At 47.2% G+C, this 16,200-nt stretch carries 10 protein-coding genes and 1 other RNA gene; 5 read left to right on the forward strand and 6 right to left on the reverse strand.

The window, feature by feature from the left end; all coding sequences use genetic code 11:
* Positions 1-68: 68 nt before the first annotated feature.
* Both ACO1NU_RS12870 and ACO1NU_RS12875 read right to left on the reverse strand, forming a co-directional pair.
* Positions 69-1,244: an MFS transporter gene (locus ACO1NU_RS12870; protein WP_448818897.1), complete on the reverse strand. Its 1,176-nt coding sequence runs from the start codon at positions 1,242-1,244 to the stop codon at positions 69-71.
* Between the two features lie 122 nt (positions 1,245-1,366).
* A complete protein-coding gene (locus tag ACO1NU_RS12875) occupies positions 1,367-2,209 on the reverse strand; it encodes a methylated-DNA--[protein]-cysteine S-methyltransferase (protein WP_448818898.1) in 843 nt (280 codons plus the stop codon).
* 181 nt (positions 2,210-2,390) lie between these two features.
* Between ACO1NU_RS12875 and ACO1NU_RS12880 the strand changes: the two genes are divergently transcribed.
* The gene (locus tag ACO1NU_RS12880; protein WP_448818899.1) at positions 2,391-2,945 is read left to right on the forward strand and encodes an azurin; all 555 of its coding nucleotides are present in this window, start codon (positions 2,391-2,393) and stop codon (positions 2,943-2,945) included.
* Between the two features lie 4 nt (positions 2,946-2,949).
* On the opposite strand, the gene ACO1NU_RS12885 is transcribed toward ACO1NU_RS12880, so the two are convergent.
* Positions 2,950-4,038: an acyl-CoA dehydrogenase family protein gene (locus tag ACO1NU_RS12885; protein ID WP_448818900.1), complete on the reverse strand. Its 1,089-nt coding sequence runs from the start codon at positions 4,036-4,038 to the stop codon at positions 2,950-2,952.
* Between the two features lie 232 nt (positions 4,039-4,270).
* Here ACO1NU_RS12885 and ACO1NU_RS12890 point away from each other — a divergent pair, with 232 nt between their 5' ends.
* Positions 4,271-5,521, forward strand: coding sequence for a chloride channel protein (locus ACO1NU_RS12890; protein ID WP_448818901.1), 1,251 nt, complete (start codon positions 4,271-4,273; stop codon positions 5,519-5,521).
* Positions 5,522-5,585: 64 nt separating this feature from the next.
* Here ACO1NU_RS12890 and ssrA read toward each other — a convergent pair.
* From ssrA to ACO1NU_RS12905, 3 genes are all read right to left on the reverse strand, one after another.
* Positions 5,586-5,953: a transfer-messenger RNA gene (gene ssrA / locus ACO1NU_RS12895) on the reverse strand.
* A 12-nt stretch (positions 5,954-5,965) separates the two neighbouring features.
* Positions 5,966-7,198, reverse strand: coding sequence for a pyridoxal phosphate-dependent aminotransferase (locus ACO1NU_RS12900; protein WP_448818902.1), 1,233 nt, complete (start codon positions 7,196-7,198; stop codon positions 5,966-5,968).
* Positions 7,199-7,264: 66 nt separating this feature from the next.
* A complete protein-coding gene (locus ACO1NU_RS12905; RefSeq protein WP_448818903.1) occupies positions 7,265-7,648 on the reverse strand; it encodes a DUF1573 domain-containing protein in 384 nt (127 codons plus the stop codon).
* 139 nt (positions 7,649-7,787) lie between these two features.
* Between ACO1NU_RS12905 and ACO1NU_RS12910 the strand changes: the two genes are divergently transcribed.
* The 3 genes from ACO1NU_RS12910 (at position 7,788) to ACO1NU_RS12920 (ending at position 16,197) form a co-directional block, all read left to right on the forward strand.
* The gene (locus ACO1NU_RS12910; RefSeq protein ID WP_448818904.1) at positions 7,788-10,205 is read left to right on the forward strand and encodes an alpha-ketoacid dehydrogenase subunit alpha/beta; all 2,418 of its coding nucleotides are present in this window, start codon (positions 7,788-7,790) and stop codon (positions 10,203-10,205) included.
* Positions 10,206-10,667: 462 nt separating this feature from the next.
* Positions 10,668-12,887 carry a fasciclin domain-containing protein gene (locus ACO1NU_RS12915; RefSeq protein ID WP_448818905.1) on the forward strand — a complete coding sequence of 740 codons (2,220 nt, stop codon included), beginning with the start codon at positions 10,668-10,670 and terminating at the stop codon, positions 12,885-12,887.
* 10 nt (positions 12,888-12,897) lie between these two features.
* Complete coding sequence (locus ACO1NU_RS12920) at positions 12,898-16,197, forward strand: SusC/RagA family TonB-linked outer membrane protein (protein ID WP_448818906.1); 3,300 nt, start codon at positions 12,898-12,900, stop codon at positions 16,195-16,197.
* The last annotated feature ends 3 nt before the right edge of the window (positions 16,198-16,200 follow it).

A 16,200-nucleotide genomic window follows, 5' to 3' on the forward strand; every position in this document is an offset into this window, starting at 1 on the left:
CCATGTATTTGTTCTCTGCCTGAATAAAAAAGGCTTGCAGGCGCGCTTAGGTGTCTGCAAGCCTTTTTTTATTTTATTGCTTTGATCTTTGTGACCAGGAGGGCGATCAGGATACCAAAGCATCCGATGATGGCGTAAGAATATCTCAGATTGGCGAGCGCGGAGATGTACCCGATAAGAGGAGGACCCAGCAGGAAGCCGAAATAGCTTACCCCGGATACCATGGCCAAGGCCATTCCCGGTGCTACCTTCTTATTGTTTCCGGCGATGGTATAGACCATCGGTACAACACCTGATACACCCATGCCGACCATCATAAAGCCTATGGTAGCAGGGATGAGATAAGGGAGGCTAACGGATAGGAACATCCCTGCAGAGATCATGGCGCCACTGAACTGCAGCCACCTTTTTCTGCCGAACTTCATGATCATTTTATCCCCGAGGAAGCGGCCCGTAGCCATCATGATCATGAACGATGCGTAGCCCAGTACGACGTATGCCGTAGGTGCTTTGACAATGTCTTTGAAGTAAATGCCGCTCCAATCGAACATGGCACCTTCGGTAGCCATGCTGCAGAAGCCGATAATGCCGAGTTGGATGAGTACCCTGTCGGGTTTGTTGAGACCTTTGCCCTTCTTCTCTGCCACGGCAGGCTTGCTGCCAACGGCCAGGAATTTATAATTGAGCATGATATTGAGCCAAAGGACGGCAGTAATGATCCAGAAATGTGTGTAGGGAACCAGTCCGACGTTAATGAATACGAGTCCCAGTAAGGCACCGCAGAAGCCGCCCAGGCTCCACGCTCCGTGGAAGGATGACATGATTGGTTTCTCGTAGACCTGCTCTGCCACTACACCCTGTGTGTTTAGCGATATATTACAGATGTTCCCGATCACTCCCCAGAGGAACAAGAACATGGCGAGCTGCCACCCGGCTTGGGCGATGCCAAAGTTGGTGAGAGCCAGGGAATAAAAAGGAACAGCTGCCGTTAGCATCTTTTTGCTGCCATACTTGGTTACAAGCCTTCCGGAGAGAGGCATGGTGACCAGCTGACCCAAGGGCAGAGCCAGGAGGATGCTGCCCAGCATGGCGTCTGACAGGTTCAGCGTATGTTTGATATCGGGGATCCGGCTGGCCCAGGATGCGAAACAAATTCCCTGACCAAAGTAAAAAAGAGATACCGCGAGACGGATACGATTGCGATTTGGAGTATGTTGTTTGATTTCTACTGCTTCTGTATTCATGATAACGTTCCTGCCAGGATAAGCAGCTTTAAGAGAAAGCTGTTTTGATGGAGGGTGATTTTATTATGTGTTCTCTAAGGATGCTTAGGATTTGCGTTGCAAATATACACATAATATTTATGTTACATCGACAGGGCTCGGGCGCTTTCCCAACCGATGATCGCTGTTTTCCTGGTGGGTCCCCACATGTATCCGCCTAAAGTTCCCGAGGTTTGGATTACCCTGTGGCAGGGGATGAGGAAGGCGACCGGGTTGCTCCCGATGGCGGTTCCGACGGCACGAGAGGCACCTGGGGCATCTATTTCCCTGGCAATGGAGCCGTAAGTACTCAGGCCACCCATGGGGATCTTCAGTAGGGCTTCCCATACCTTCAGCTGAAAAGCGGAGGCTTTGAGATGAAGCTTGATCTGGGGTAGGGCAGTCCAGTCGTTCCGGAAGATGCGGAGGGCGTTTTCCTGGTGCTCTGTCGCGGTTTCCCTCAGCAGAGCAAGGGGGAACTTCGCTGCGAGTTTGTTGACGGCACTGCTTTTATCATCCTCGAAGGTCAGATAGCAGAGGCCCTTGCTTGTTGAAGCGGCGATGACCATGCCGAAGGGCGTGCTGGAGAAGGTATAACGGATGTGGAGGTTCTGGCCACCATTCCGGTATTCGGCGGGCGACATGCCTTCGATGGAGATAAAAAGGTCGTGTAGCCTGCTGGTGCCAGACAAGCCTGTCTGAAAGGCCGTTTCGGAAATGGAAACCCGCTCCTGAAGGAGTTTTTTTGCATGTTGGGTGCTGATGTACTGGAGGAACTTTTTGGGTGTGGTACCGGCCCATTCCGTAAAGAGCTTCTGAAAGTGGAAGGGGCTGAGATGGACATGTGCTGCTATTTCCTCCAGATCGGGCTGGGATTTGAAGTTTGCGAGAATGTATTCGATTGCCGAGGCAATTCGTTGATAGTTGATCTCTTCCTGGGTTTTCATACACACCTGTTATAGTTCAAATGTCGGATTTATGGAGGCTTAAAAAAATCTGAAACTTGCGTTATTTGATGGAGGTTTGAGGAAGCTGCTGTAGCATTTAAAACATTCGGCATGGTTTTAGGGTTTTTCAAAGAAGAGCCTGTCCCATAAGTGCTTCAACTCGTGCATTAAACCGAAAAATATGAAAAAGAGCTTTGCAATTGCGTTTGCCTTCGTGACTTTAATGGCTGCCTGTACCGGCACCGACAAGAATAAAGAACTGCGTGGATCTACGGCGGATACTGGTAAGCTGGCGGTAGCTACCGATAAGCCCACTGCTGCTGCTACTGTTGAAATACCCGGTTTAGATACGATGAAAGCGAATAATTCTCTTCTGCTGACAGGAAATGACCGTATGCAGTACAGTGATACGATTTTTAAGGTAAAGGCTGCTGAAAAGGTAAAGCTCACTTTTAAGAACATCGGAAAGATGCCGAAGAATTCGATGGGGCATAATTTTGTGCTGTTGGCTCAGGGAACTGACTTTACCGATTTTACAATGGCAGCGATGAAGGCCAGGGATGATGACTATATCCCGCAGTCGCTGCGCACATCCATTATTGCCCACACCCGTCTGGTCGGTCCCGGAGAAACAGACGAGATATTATTCTCAGTGCCTGGCAAGGGTATATACGATTTTCTGTGTTCGTTCCCCGGACACTACGGTACCATGAGAGGCAAGCTGGTGGCTGAGTAGAATTCTAGCTTTCAAAGGTCAGAAGGGTGTGCTGACTTGCCGTATGGATGTCCCTCCAGACGCGGTTCAGTTCTGAGTCTTTTCTTGCTGCTTCTAATCCACAGTAGGGCCAAAGATTTTCGCTTAGTCTTCTGGATGTATGCGCGAGCTTGCGGCTAGTCCGGCTTAGCTCTTCAAGGATTGTGTTTTGAAGACTACCTTTCTGAAGGTCATGCCAGGAGCGGTCGGCTGTCTGGAAGAAGTTCTTTCGCGCCTCCATCAGCAGTTGCTGCTGCCGGGTGAATACCTCCTGGACGATCTTAGCCTGAGATTCAGAGAAGCGTTGCAGATACCTGGCGTTCAGCACAAGCGTTTTGGCCAGCTCAAGGAAGTGCAGAGCCATTCCGGAGAAGTTGACGGCCAGCGTTGTTTCGGCCAGTTGAAGAAATGGGTAATTGCCGGCGTTGGTCTGCATCTTCATGTCGCCGTTTATCAGGAAAGAGCGATTGGTTTGTACAGCTAAATGGCTGACCTCAAAGCCGTGACTGCCCGTTGCGACCATGCCTATACTTGACCAGGTGGGAATACTGTGGATTTCTGATCGTTTGAAAACAAAGGAGCGGACAGAGGGCTCCCCCTTTTCGTCCAGTACATCCGATCCGTCCTGATTCCGGATGAAGCAGTTGGCGGTGAAGTGCGTGGCATGCAGGGCGCCGCTGGAGTATTTCCATGACCCGGTGACCAAATAGCCTTCAGGGCTTTTGACCGCAGTGCCGCTTGTTGCGCCACTACCGGTGATGCAGGTGTCGGGCTTGAGGAAGATCTCGTCACGAAGCTCATCTTCCAGAAAGCCGGCAAACCAGGAGGCCCCGCTGCAGAGGGTGACCGTCCAGCCTGTACTGCCATCCGCTTTTGCTAGGGATTCAAGCAGCCTGAGGATGCCTGGAAGATCCGTGTTGCGTCCACCATGTTCTTCAGGTAGGTAGAGCTTGAACCATCTTTCCCGTTCGATCAGTTTGATGATCTCGGGGTGAAGCTGTCCGGCTTCTTCAGAGGCTTGGGTGTGTTTACCGATGATGTCTGTGGCGGATGAAGGCAGAGAGAAGATGTCCATAGATGTGCTTGTTAGCTGCTGCGAAGTAAAGAAATTGTGCTGAGAGGGACAAGGATTGCTGTGGCCTTGTTACCCTGTTTAGATGAAGATATTCCCATTGCGAAGGAGGAGTATCGGTGGGTTTTCTGTCGTAAATGTCGATTTGTAAGCCAGTTGCAAATATTAGAGCTTGGATTTAATGACGTTTTCCTTAGTTTTGCGACGCTGCCGACAGGGGAGTCACCTACGCTACATGAGAAAATCGATCAGACGAAGGGCCTACTCGGGTCTAGTATTTAACATTCTATTAGTGAGTTTGCTGGCTTCTATGCTCGCCTCCACGCTTAAACTCATAACTGAGCATTACCAGGGTGAGATGCTGCATCGTTCGTCGCACTATTTTGGTGCGATATTGCTGTTTCCGCTGATAGGCTTTACATTGATCTTCCTGCTGAGGAAACTCGTTTTTTATAACAAGCCGAATAAAGGTATAACGGAGATATATAATACGCTGGAGAACAGAAAGAATGAGCTTCCTTTTTACAAGGTTTTGTCACATTATGCCAATGGTTTTCTGACGGTGATCTTCGGTGGATCAACGGGTATCGAAGTGTCGACAGTGGTTGCTACCGCTGCCATTGGTTCGAACGCTTATAAGAAGACTGGACTTGCCTATAAATACAAGACAGAAATTGTTGCTGCGGCAGTAGCGGCGGGAGTTGCCACGTTATTTGGAAGTCCCTTTGCCGGCCTCTTCTTTGCTTTGGAGGCGATTGCCCGGAAGGTTTCGTGGACAGTTGTATTATCTGTACTGTTGGCTGTTACAGTATCTTTCCTTACTAGTTATTTCATCGGCGCGGAGCCTTTGTTTAAGTTGCATCCTAAACCCTGGTCATTGAGCGCGCTTCCTTATTTGTTGGGGATGAGTGTTCTTGCCGGACTCATATCCGTGTATTTCACGCGAATCTGTTTGCTTGTGAAAAGTCGCTTTACATCGATTCGCAACAATACCCAGAGAATTGCACTGGGTGCCGGTATTGTTGGGATTGCTCTTTTGTTTTTACCACAGCTGTATGGGGATAGTTACCATGTGGTATCTGGCTTTTTAGCGAATACCACCAATATTACCTTTTCCTCTTCTCTGGGTTTGATGCTGCTGCTGTTGATTGTTCTGAAACCTCTCATTGCTTCGGTGACGCTTGGTGCTGGTGGCGATGGCGGTGTATTTGCACCAGGGATGGTGGTTGGTGCTTTCCTGGGTTTGCTCTTTGCATTGACGTGTAATCATTATCTGGGAACTAATCTGATCCTGATCAACTTCATGGTTGTAGGCATGGCTGCTGTGCTTAGCGGCTGTATTCATGCGCCGCTGACAGCGATCGCCTTGTTCACGACATTGTCGGGTTCAACATTGATATTAGTGCCGATTGTAATTTGCTGTGTTATTGCGAAGTATATAGCAAAGTGGATATACCCGTATTCGGTGTATAGTTACAAAGGCTAGGGTACTCAGAGTTTCATTCAATAAAAAAGCCTTCAGTTAAACACTGAAGGCTTTTTAGTTCTTGGTGTGGAGCCGGAGGGATTCGAACCCTCGTCCAAACATGGAACAAATTATGCTTTCTACATGCTTATCTGCCATTTAATTGTAGGGAAAGGGAAGGCTGGCCGATTGCCTGTACCGTTTTCCTTAGTCGCTTTATCTCGCCTGATTATCGCAACACTAATCAAGCCAGTTCTGTTGATCGATGCCCCGTATACTGGTTAAACAGAACAGAATACCAGCGGGACAAAAGCTGAGCTAATTCTAAATTAGGCAGCTAAGGCGTAGTTATTTTCGCCAATTGTAGTTTGAGAGTTCAGATTTAAGCGCTAGTCTCACAACGCGCTGCATGCTTACATACCTGCCACCATCCTGTCAATTCCGGTCGGCCCCAATATGTATTTGTTAATGAATTCCTACTCTTTCAGCGGGAGTATCCTTTAATTTTCTTCCCGGATAGGCAAGTAAACCCTTTTCGAGACATATCATGGCTTTCGCCAGATCTTCTCTATTCAAAACGTATGCCAATCTGATTTCGTCTATCCCATCACCTAAAGTGCTGTAAAAACCGGCGGCTGGTGCCATCATGACTGTCTGATTGTCATAGTCGAACTTTTCGAGCATCCATTGGCAGAACTTTTCGGCATCATCGACAGGGAACCGGGCGACGACGTAAAATGCTCCTTTCGGGTTCGGGCAGTAAACGCCCTCCATTTTATTAAGGGATGAAACGAGCTGATCGCGACGGGATGTGTACTCCTTGTTAATGACTTCAAAGTAAGAGTCAGGCGTATCAACACCTGCTTCGGCAGCAATCTGGTCAACCATACCCGGGCTTAGACGCGACTGTGCAAACTTCAGTGCGGTAGCCAGCACCGTTTGATTTTTAGTCACGAAGCAACCGATACGGGCACCACAGGCACTGTATCTTTTGGAAATGCTGTCAAAAACGATCACGTTTTCTTCAATACCTTCCAGATGCATAGGAGAGTGGAACTGATTGCCATCATAGCAAAATTCACGATATGCCTCATCGACGAAGAAGTAAAGGTCATACTTTAGACATAACTTCTTTAGCTGCTCAAGCTCCTCGTAGGAATACAGGTACCCTGTAGGATTATTCGGGTTGCAGATGAAAATGGCCTTTGTCCTTTCGCTGATCAGCTTTTCAAACTCTGATATGGGAGGCAGTGCGAAGCCATTCTCCATCACTGAGAGCACCGGTCTGATCACCGCACTGCTCATCCAGGCGAAGGCATTGTAATTCGCGTAGAATGGCTCTGGAATGATGATCTCATCACCTGGATCCAGGCAGGACTGCATGGCGATGGTTATCGCCTCAGAGGCTCCGCTGGTAACCAGAATGTCGTCTGCGGTGACATTATATCCTGCACGGTTGTAGTATTCAGCTAGTTTCGCGCGGTATGATGGGGTTCCTTCAGACTGGGTATAAGCCAACACTTTAAAATCGGCATTCCGGATCGCGTTCATCATGGTTTCCGGTGTCTCGATGTCAGGCTGGCCAATATTCAGATGGTAGACTGTCTTTCCCTGCTGCTTTGCTCGTTCCGCGAATGGTGTTAGTTTGCGTATCGGCGAAGCAGGCATTTTCTTCCCCTTGTTTGAAATAGTTGGCATAATACACAAACATAAAAAAAACCTCTCTGCTAACAGAGAGGTTTTTCTAAAATCTTTTGTTGTATACTACTGAGCTGTAACGCTTCCCTTGATGTAAATGTATTTTACAGGAGTTTTTGCGTTTGACTTGATGGTCAGCGCCTTATTGAAGGCACCAGGCGCAGCTGCGTTGAATGTCACAGTAATGGTACCTGTTTCGCCTTTTTTAATCGGGGTGCTGGTGTGCTTAGGCACTGTACATCCGCATGTAGACTCCACATTGCTGATGATAAGAGGCTGCTCACCGACATTGGTAAATTTAAAGTCGTAGCTGACCGGCTTACCCTGAGGGATTTTTCCGAAGTCATTTGTCTCTTTTTCAAACTTGAAATCAGGCTGTTGATCGGCCTGCATAGCTACAACGGTTACGAAGCTTAGCAATATAATGCAAAAAGTAAGAATCTTTTTCATGTACGTTCAGGTATTAATTTAAGTAAAGATAATTCAAGTAATTAACTATTCAAAAACTATACCATCAGGTAACAAAAAATTTAAGGTTCAGCATGCTGTATATTTTTTGGTTATTTTTGAAGAATTGACCCACGTACATATGTCAAAAAATCAATTTCAATCAAGTGGTCAGCTGAGTTCGTCAGAACTGAGCTTTGAAGACTTTAAGAATATAGTGATTAATGATTACCGTATCTGTTTCGAAAGCCGGCAGGCGAGTTTGATAGGCAGGCGGGAAGTTTTAACAGGGAAGGCGAAGTTTGGTATTTTCGGCGACGGAAAGGAAGTGGCTCAGATTGCGATGGCGAAGGCTTTCAGGAATGGAGACTGGAGATCCGGTTATTATCGGGATCAGACCTTCATGTTCGCCACAGGCATGGCTACCATCACCGAATTCTTTTCTCAGCTTTATGCCAATACCGATGTCGAAGCCGAGCCTTCTTCAGGCGGCAGGCAGATGAACTGTCATTTCTCAACGCGCGTCCTGAATGAAGATGGTAGCTGGAAGAATCAGTTATTGACAAAGAATACATCGGCAGACATATCTACAACAGGTGGCCAGATGGCCCGTTTAGTCGGCCTGGCACAAGCATCAAAATTATATCGAACTAATCCGGAGCTTAGCTATCTGACCCATTTCTCCTCAGGTGGAAATGAGGTAGCTTTCGGCACCATCGGGAACGGCTCCACGTCTGAGGGGGTGTTCTTCGAAAGTATAAATGCTGCAGGCGTATTGCAGATCCCGATGGCTGTGTCTATCTGGGATGACGGGTTCGCGATATCTGTTCCCTCAGAGTTGCAGACGACCAAGCAGGATATTTCTGAAGTGCTTAAAGGTTTCCAGCGGGATGAAAAGGGAGAGGGCTTCGAGATCTTCAAAGTGAAAGGCTGGGATTACCCTGGTCTGTGTGAAACCTATGAAAAGGCGATAGCCATATGTCGTGAGAAGCATATACCGGTAATGATACACGTATATGAGCTCACGCAGCCTCAGGGACATTCCTCGTCGGGATCACATGAACGATACAAATCGAAGGCGCGTTTGGAGTGGGAGATGCAGTTCGACTGTCTGTTGAAGATGAGGAACTGGATGCTGGAGTCTGCCATTATCACGGAAGAGGATCTGGCAGAACTGGAAGCTAAGGCGAAGGACTTTGTTAGGGTATGCAGAAAGAACGCCTGGGATGCTTTTCAGAAGGTGATGCGACAAGAAGCCGCCGAAGCAGAGTCACTGCTGAAGGCTTTCGGGATTAAGGCCTTCGATGAAATGGCCGAATCTATACAGGCATCCGTTGAAGTGTCGCGCAGAGAGATTCTTCAGCATGTGCGTAAAGCCTTGCGGACGCTTGCCGGCAAAGAGTCTTTAGAGAAGCAGAATCTGCTGAGCTGGTATAACAAGCAGATGCAGGATAACCACGAGCGCTACAACTCCCGGTTATTTACTGATTCTCTCGATTCCCATGTACATATACCTGTTGTTGCCGCTGAGTATGATGAAGACTCCAAGTGGATCGACGGCAGGGAGATACTGAATCATTGCTTTGACAGCAACTTTAGTCGCGACTCCCGGATCATTGCCTTTGGCGAGGATGTGGGCAGTATAGGCGATGTGAATCAGGGCTTTGCAGGGCTTCAGGATAAGTTTGGAACTTTGCGCGTAGCTGATACCGGTATTCGCGAGAGTACGATCATTGGGCAAGGTATTGGTCTTGGTCTGCGTGGTTTGAAGCCGATTGCTGAAATTCAGTACCTGGACTATATCTTGTATGCCATCAACGTGATCAGCGATGATCTGGCGAGTTTGAGCTACAGGACCAAGGGGGGGCAGAAAGCTCCGGTCATCATCCGTACACGCGGACACCGTCTCGAAGGAGTGTGGCATTCAGGTTCTCCAATGGCAACCTTACTGGGAATTATGCGGGGCATTCATATTTGTGTGCCGAGGGATATGACACAGGCTGCCGGAATGTATAACACCCTGCTGCGCGCTGATGAACCAGCAGTGGTTATCGAATGTCTGAACGGTTACCGTCTCAAAGAAAGGCTCCCGAACAACGTAGGTGAGTTCACTATTCCATTAGGAAAAGCGGAGATCTTGCGTGAAGGGACAGACATCACAATTGTCTCTTACGGTTCTACTTTGCGTGTGGTTCAGGAAGCGGCTCAGGAACTGGAGGATATGGGAATTTCTATTGAGATTGTTGATCCTCAAACCTTGCATCCCTTTGACCTGGATGGCTTGTGCGCAAAATCTTTGAAGAAGACAAATAAGCTGCTGGTGGCTGATGAAGATGTTCCGGGTGGAGCTTCGGCATTCATTCTTCAGCAAATTCTGGAGACCCAGAAAGGATATTACTATCTGGATAGCGCCCCAAGGACCATCTCTGCTAAAGAACATCGGCCGCCATATGGTACTGACGGTGATTATTTCAGCAAGCCTTCCGTGGACGATATCATTGAGGTTGTTTACGAGATGATGAGTGAGGCTAATCCGGGTAAGTATCCGCCGATATTTTAAGGACAATTTAATGTCATGTGAAGGGTCAGTTCTCAATGGAACTGACCCTTTTTTATTCTATAAGAAATTTATTCTTTATTCTGGAGATGCAGAAAGTGCTTTCTGGTGTTGTGAGGGCCTTTTTTAAGCTGATAGAAATAGACAAACCAGAAGAAAAAGGTGTGAAGCAGGATACCACAGGTTGCGAATTAGTTTTCAGCCACTTACTTTAGGTGTATAACTAACTGACCATCATAATTACCAGCATTTGATAATTTAACACATCCAATTATATAACAGAATTATTCACCTCTAAACGCTTTTATGTAAAAACTTTACGTTCCTCATTTTTTTAAAAACTAATTTTTTAAACCGGACCGCTTTGCTGATTTTTTTCAGTGGATAGACCTGTGTTGTCTGCTATGTAAGTGTCACTATGACATTTATAGCAGATTATTGAAATGTACCACCAATTATATTTATATGAAGAGATCAATACGAAATCTATTGTGTTTTCTTACAATAGTCCTTTTGTTTTCGAATTGTCGCAAACAGGAATGGGACGATTATTACGGAAGGCCCAATGACCTTGCTGCACCCATTTACCAGCAGCTAAAGGCTAAGGGGCAATTCAATACGCTTTTATCAGTTATTGACAAATCAGGTTACAAAGAAATCCTCGGTAACGCGGGTGCCTGGACCTTGTTTGCACCCACTGACGCTGCTTTCACTCAGTTCTTTCAGGAAAGAGGAATTTCGGGCGTGGATCAGATGGACACAACGATGGCGAGGAAAATTGCGTTGTATGGCCTGGTTTATAACCCCTACCGCAAGGATCAGCTGACAACTTTTCAGACTTCCGCAGGAGGGCAGCAGAACGCAGCCTTCAGAAGGAGAACTGCTTATTACGATTTTGTATACACAGAGAACGGCCGCAAAGTTGTAGACAACAACCGTAATGGCGTGACAACTGTTGTAAACGATAACAACAACAAATATCTTCCTTATTATATTGACAGCTACCTGTCCTCTAACGGCCTTGCTACGAGCGATTATTCGGCTCTGTATGGCGGTAAGACCTTCTCCGGATTCAATGTAGGGGATGCGCAGGTGATTGAGGCAGATGTTCCTGCCGAAAACGGGGTCATCCACGTAGTAGATAGGGTCCTTTTTCCACTACCAAACATTGAACAACATATTTCTTCTAATCCGGAATACAGTGAGTTTAAGAAGCTGCTGGACAGGATGGTGTCTTATATTCCAAGTGCAGATTACACACAACGTTACCGGGTACTATCGGGCTTGGCAGACCAGGTATATATTAAGACATATGATCCTGCACTTGCCTTTTCTCCGGTTAATGAGGGCTACCTTGCAGCTACCGCTACTGACGGGCAGTCCGCTTCATGGTCTATTGCCGTGCCAACCAATCAGGCAGTCAAAGATTACATGAAAGTTTTGCTCGAGAACTTCGGGAGCATTGAAAATGCCCCTCCTTCTGTGATATTAAGCTTTCTTAACTCCCATATGTGGACTGGAACGCTTTGGCCCAGCCAGCTTACGGCAACTCCAAATGCTTATTCGGAATACCCCACCTTTGCCACGTCTAATGTTGTCGAGCGAAAAGCCTTGAGCAACGGGAATTTCTACGGATTGAATAAGGTACAGGAGGCAAATGTTTTCAGGACTGTTTACGGAAAGCCTTATTTGGATCCCAAGTACGCTTTAATGAATCGTGCTATTGATGGGTCAGACCTACGCGCCGTGCTCGTTGTACCCTCAATTCAATACACTTTGTTTATGATTTCCGACACGCAGATGCAGCAGGCGGGTTTTAGCTACAACACCAATACCGGCCAATGGGGATACACTGCTCCGGGGGTAAGTGTGGTTTATGATGCGACATCTCTCGCGAGGCTCAACCGTTTCGTGCAAACATCTGTATTGAAGACGCCGGCAGATGAATTTGGAAATCTGGCAGGCGAGGGCGTGGCGGAAACCTATAATGGGGAGTATGTGAAATTTAAAAATCAACGGGTATACGGTAGCGGTAATATAGAAGATAATACTTTCGTGACTGTTGACTCTGTTAAGACTGCCGTTAACGGGCGGGTTTATTATACCACCGGAAATCTGAAGTTTGCGGAAAACAATGTGACCCCGGGTTCTAGTCTGGAGAAGCTGGCGAGATCTACAGACCCTGCGATAAGCAATAAGTTTAGTCATTTTTTTGATTTTGTAGTCGGTTCTTCACTCTGGAAAGCCTCTGACAAGTCAATCCTGGGAGTAGACGCCGGATCATTTTACACCTTGTTTGTACCTACGAACGAGGCGATAGAAGATGCCGTGAAAGCAGGGATGCTGCCGGGTGACAGGACCAGCGGTAAGCCCTTGTTCGTTGCAGCCCAGCAAACGCAGGCTTTCAGAAATGCTGTTGAGCGATTTATTTCATACGCTATCATCAATAAGACAACGGTTGCTGCAGACGGGAAGAAGACAGGAAACCAGCCGACTCTCCTGAAAGACAATAAAGGAGACTCCCGATTATTGCAGATATCCTATCAGAATGCAGCCAACCCGATGAGCATGGAGGTAAAGGATGATTCGGCTGCAGGTACAAAGGCCACAATCAATTATTCTTTCAGTAATAATCTTACTAACAGGGCATTGATCCACTCGATCAATAAGGTTCTGAATTTTTAAATAGCAGAGTATGAAAAGAAGTTTTTTAATTATACGCTCGTTCCTGCTGATGGCCGTCGCTCTTTTCTGTGTAACGGATCTGCTGGCTCAGGCACCTGCACGGGTAATCGTGAGAGGTCAGGTAATTGATTCGAAGGATAAGCTGCCGGTCATCGGAGCATCTGTAATTGAGGTTGACAAAGACGGTCGTACGATCACAGGTGTTTCTACCGATATCAACGGAAATTTTGCGCTACGTGTATCAAACACCACTAACCAGCTGGCCGTATCTTTTATCGGATACAAGACCTTCAGGACCGGGATCAATGGTAGGGCCGTTATTAACGTGCCTCTGGTGGGCAGTTCCAATGAACTTTCAGACGTGGTGATTACGTCCAGGCGGCCGGTCAGTAACGGTACGGGGATGAACATCGACGAGAAAAATTCGACGATGGCAACAACTACCATCAATGCGAAAGATTTGGAAGAGCTGTCTGCACAATCTATTGATCAGGCCTTACAGGGACGTATGCCAGGAGTAGATTTCGGTGCTTCATCAGGAGACCCCGGTGCGGGGATGTCCATCCGTATCCGTGGTACGTCATCTATCAACGGATCTGCGCAACCCATGATCGTTTTAGACGGGATGCCGTATGAAACAGAGATTCCATCAGACTTTAACTTTGGATCTGCTGATGAGCAGGGCTATGCGCAGTTGCTGAACATTGCGCCTACAGATATCCGTACGATCACTGTTCTGAAAGACGCCGCATCAACAGCGATGTGGGGTGCGAGAGCAGCAAACGGAGTTCTGGTTATTGAAACCAAGCGCGGCATGATCGGCAAACCATCTATCGCGTACAACTTCCGCGGAACAGCCTCTAAGCAGCCCGATCCTATTCCCTTGTTGTCGGGAGACCAATATTCGACTTTGATCTTTGAAGCCTTTAACAACAGGATAGACAATCTTCCGCTTAACCCGGCGGCAACTCCGGAGTTCCTGTATGATCCATTGATGCCGGCATATTTCAGTAACTATAGCCAGAACAGCAACTGGATTGAGTCGATCACCCAGACCGGGCTTACTCATGATCATAATGTTTCGCTTCAGGGTGGTGGTGAGAAGGCGAGATATTACGGATCGGTAGGCTACCTGAATACCAGGGGAACAACCGTGGGCACAGACCTCACGCGTATGACCGCAAAGATCAATCTGGATTATAACGTATCTCAACGAATTCGTTTCCGTTCAGATTTTACTTATACACATGTTGATAATACGCTAAACTATTCGGGTTCAGTGCGCTCGGTAGCTTATAGGAAGATGCCTAATATGGCCATCTACCAGTATGATGAATACGGTAATCTGACGCCGAACTATTTTTCACCTATTTCGAACATTCAGGGATCTTATCAGGGACTTAATAACCGGGGTGATATCAATGGAACGGTTAATCCTCTGGCGATGGCAAAGGAAGCCAGTAGCAGGTTGTATGGAGAGCGTATCACGCCTAAATTTAACCTGCAGTATGACCTGCTACCATCGGTATTGCTGACCACCTTCGATCTGCAGTTTGATATCAATAACATCAAGACAAAAACCTTCCTGCCGCAGATAGCAAGCGGAAGGCCTTCCAATGAAACGGTTGTTAACCGCGCGGTTGACAACGATGGGGATGCGTTCACAGTGAACACCAAGTTGAACTTCCTGTTCACTCCTAAACTTGGCGCAAACCAGACCCTTCAATCCCTGCTATCGTTCCAGACAACAGACGCAAGAAATGTGGGTCAGAATATTACGGTGTCAAATACGGCATCTTCCCTTTTGCAGGATCCTTCTAATCCCGGCCGTACGCAGAACTCTGACCTGGTGTTAACCTCGCCTCTTAGTCAGTACAGAAACGTTGGGGTGGTACTTTCCAACCAGTATTCAGCATTTGAGGACCGGTATATTGTAAACGTAGGTTTGCGCCTGGACGGGAACTCCCGATTTGGTGCGAATAACAGATACGGCCTGTTTCCGTCTTTATCAACACGGTGGAGGATCTCAGACGAGTTTTTCCTGCGCGATGTGAAATTTATCGACGATCTCAGTTTACGGATGAGCTACGGTGCAAGTGGAAGAGAGCCAAGCAAGGATTACCTGTTTTACAATACTTATGTGCCTTCAGAATCATACATGGGGCTTCCGGGCGTATTACCTGGTGCAATGGGACTTGATAACCTGAAATGGCAGACCAATATCGGCCGTAACATAGGATTCAACTTCGCTTCCTTTCAGAACCGGTTGCGGATAGATGTAGACCTGTACAATAACAAGATCAAGGATCTGTTGCTGCAGGATTTGCAGATCCCGGGTTCGACAGGGTATTCCAACATCCGCTGGTCGAATGTTGGGGTGATGGTAAACAAAGGCTTTGAGATTGGTGTGAATACCATCCCGCTGAAGAAGAAGAACTGGCAAATCACTTTCGACTTTAACCTTGCACAGAACGTCAACGTAATCAAAGAGATTTCTGAGTTCTACCCGAAAACTGATGGTAGCTTGCTGAACGGAAACAAGCAATACCGCTCATACCTGCAGGTGGGTAACCCATACGGATCGTTCTACGGTTTCAGGTATAAAGGCGTTTATTCAACGAAAGACGATGCGATTGCCCGCGATGCCGCTGGTAACCAGATTATCGGTCCAAACGGACAGGTGAAGTACATGGTATTCAACTATCCTTCCATTGGTTATGAGTTTCAAGCAGGAGATGCGATGTATGAAGACATCAACAAGGATGGCAATATCAACGAGGACGACGTGGTTTACCTGGGTAACAGTACTCCGAAGCTGATTGGTGGTTTCGGTTCTTCTGTAAGCTTCAAAGATTTCAGGATACAGGCCTTCTTTAGCTACAAGTTAGGCTATGAGCTGATCAATGAAACTCTTATGAATACGACGGATATGTATGGTTACGATAACCAGAGTACCATCGTCCTAAGAAGATGGCGGAATCCGGGAGATGTAACAGATGTGCCGCGTGCGCTGTACCGTTCAGGATATAATTCCCTGGGTTCAGATCGCTACGTGTCTGACGCGTCTTTTGTGCGGTTAAGAAGCATCACGGCACGATATAATCTGGGTCGCTCTGTTCTGAACCGCCTGAGTGTAAAGAATGCCAGCGTATTTGTAACCGCAGAGAACCTCTACACCTGGACCAATTACATGGGAGTTGATCCGGATGTATCGGCGAGAGGAGATAACAGTCCGTTCAAGTATCCTACGGATAATGCGATGACTCCTCCGTCAAAGAATCTTGTGCTAGGTCTCACAGTTGGTTTTTAATAT

This window comes from Arcticibacter sp., assembly GCF_053551015.1.

Coding starts and splice junctions, on each gene's coding strand:
- ACO1NU_RS12870 (WP_448818897.1), bottom strand. CDS start 1,244: ATGAATACAGAAGCAGTAGAAATCAAACAACATACTCCAAATCGCAAT.
- ACO1NU_RS12880 (WP_448818899.1), top strand. CDS start 2,391: ATGAAAAAGAGCTTTGCAATTGCGTTTGCCTTCGTGACTTTAATGGCT.
- ACO1NU_RS12915 (WP_448818905.1), top strand. CDS start 10,668: ATGAAGAGATCAATACGAAATCTATTGTGTTTTCTTACAATAGTCCTT.
- ACO1NU_RS12890 (WP_448818901.1), top strand. CDS start 4,271: ATGAGAAAATCGATCAGACGAAGGGCCTACTCGGGTCTAGTATTTAAC.
- ACO1NU_RS12920 (WP_448818906.1), top strand. CDS start 12,898: ATGAAAAGAAGTTTTTTAATTATACGCTCGTTCCTGCTGATGGCCGTC.
- ACO1NU_RS12885 (WP_448818900.1), bottom strand. CDS start 4,038: ATGGACATCTTCTCTCTGCCTTCATCCGCCACAGACATCATCGGTAAA.
- ACO1NU_RS12910 (WP_448818904.1), top strand. CDS start 7,788: ATGTCAAAAAATCAATTTCAATCAAGTGGTCAGCTGAGTTCGTCAGAA.
- ACO1NU_RS12900 (WP_448818902.1), bottom strand. CDS start 7,198: ATGCCAACTATTTCAAACAAGGGGAAGAAAATGCCTGCTTCGCCGATA.
- ACO1NU_RS12875 (WP_448818898.1), bottom strand. CDS start 2,209: ATGAAAACCCAGGAAGAGATCAACTATCAACGAATTGCCTCGGCAATC.
- ACO1NU_RS12905 (WP_448818903.1), bottom strand. CDS start 7,648: ATGAAAAAGATTCTTACTTTTTGCATTATATTGCTAAGCTTCGTAACC.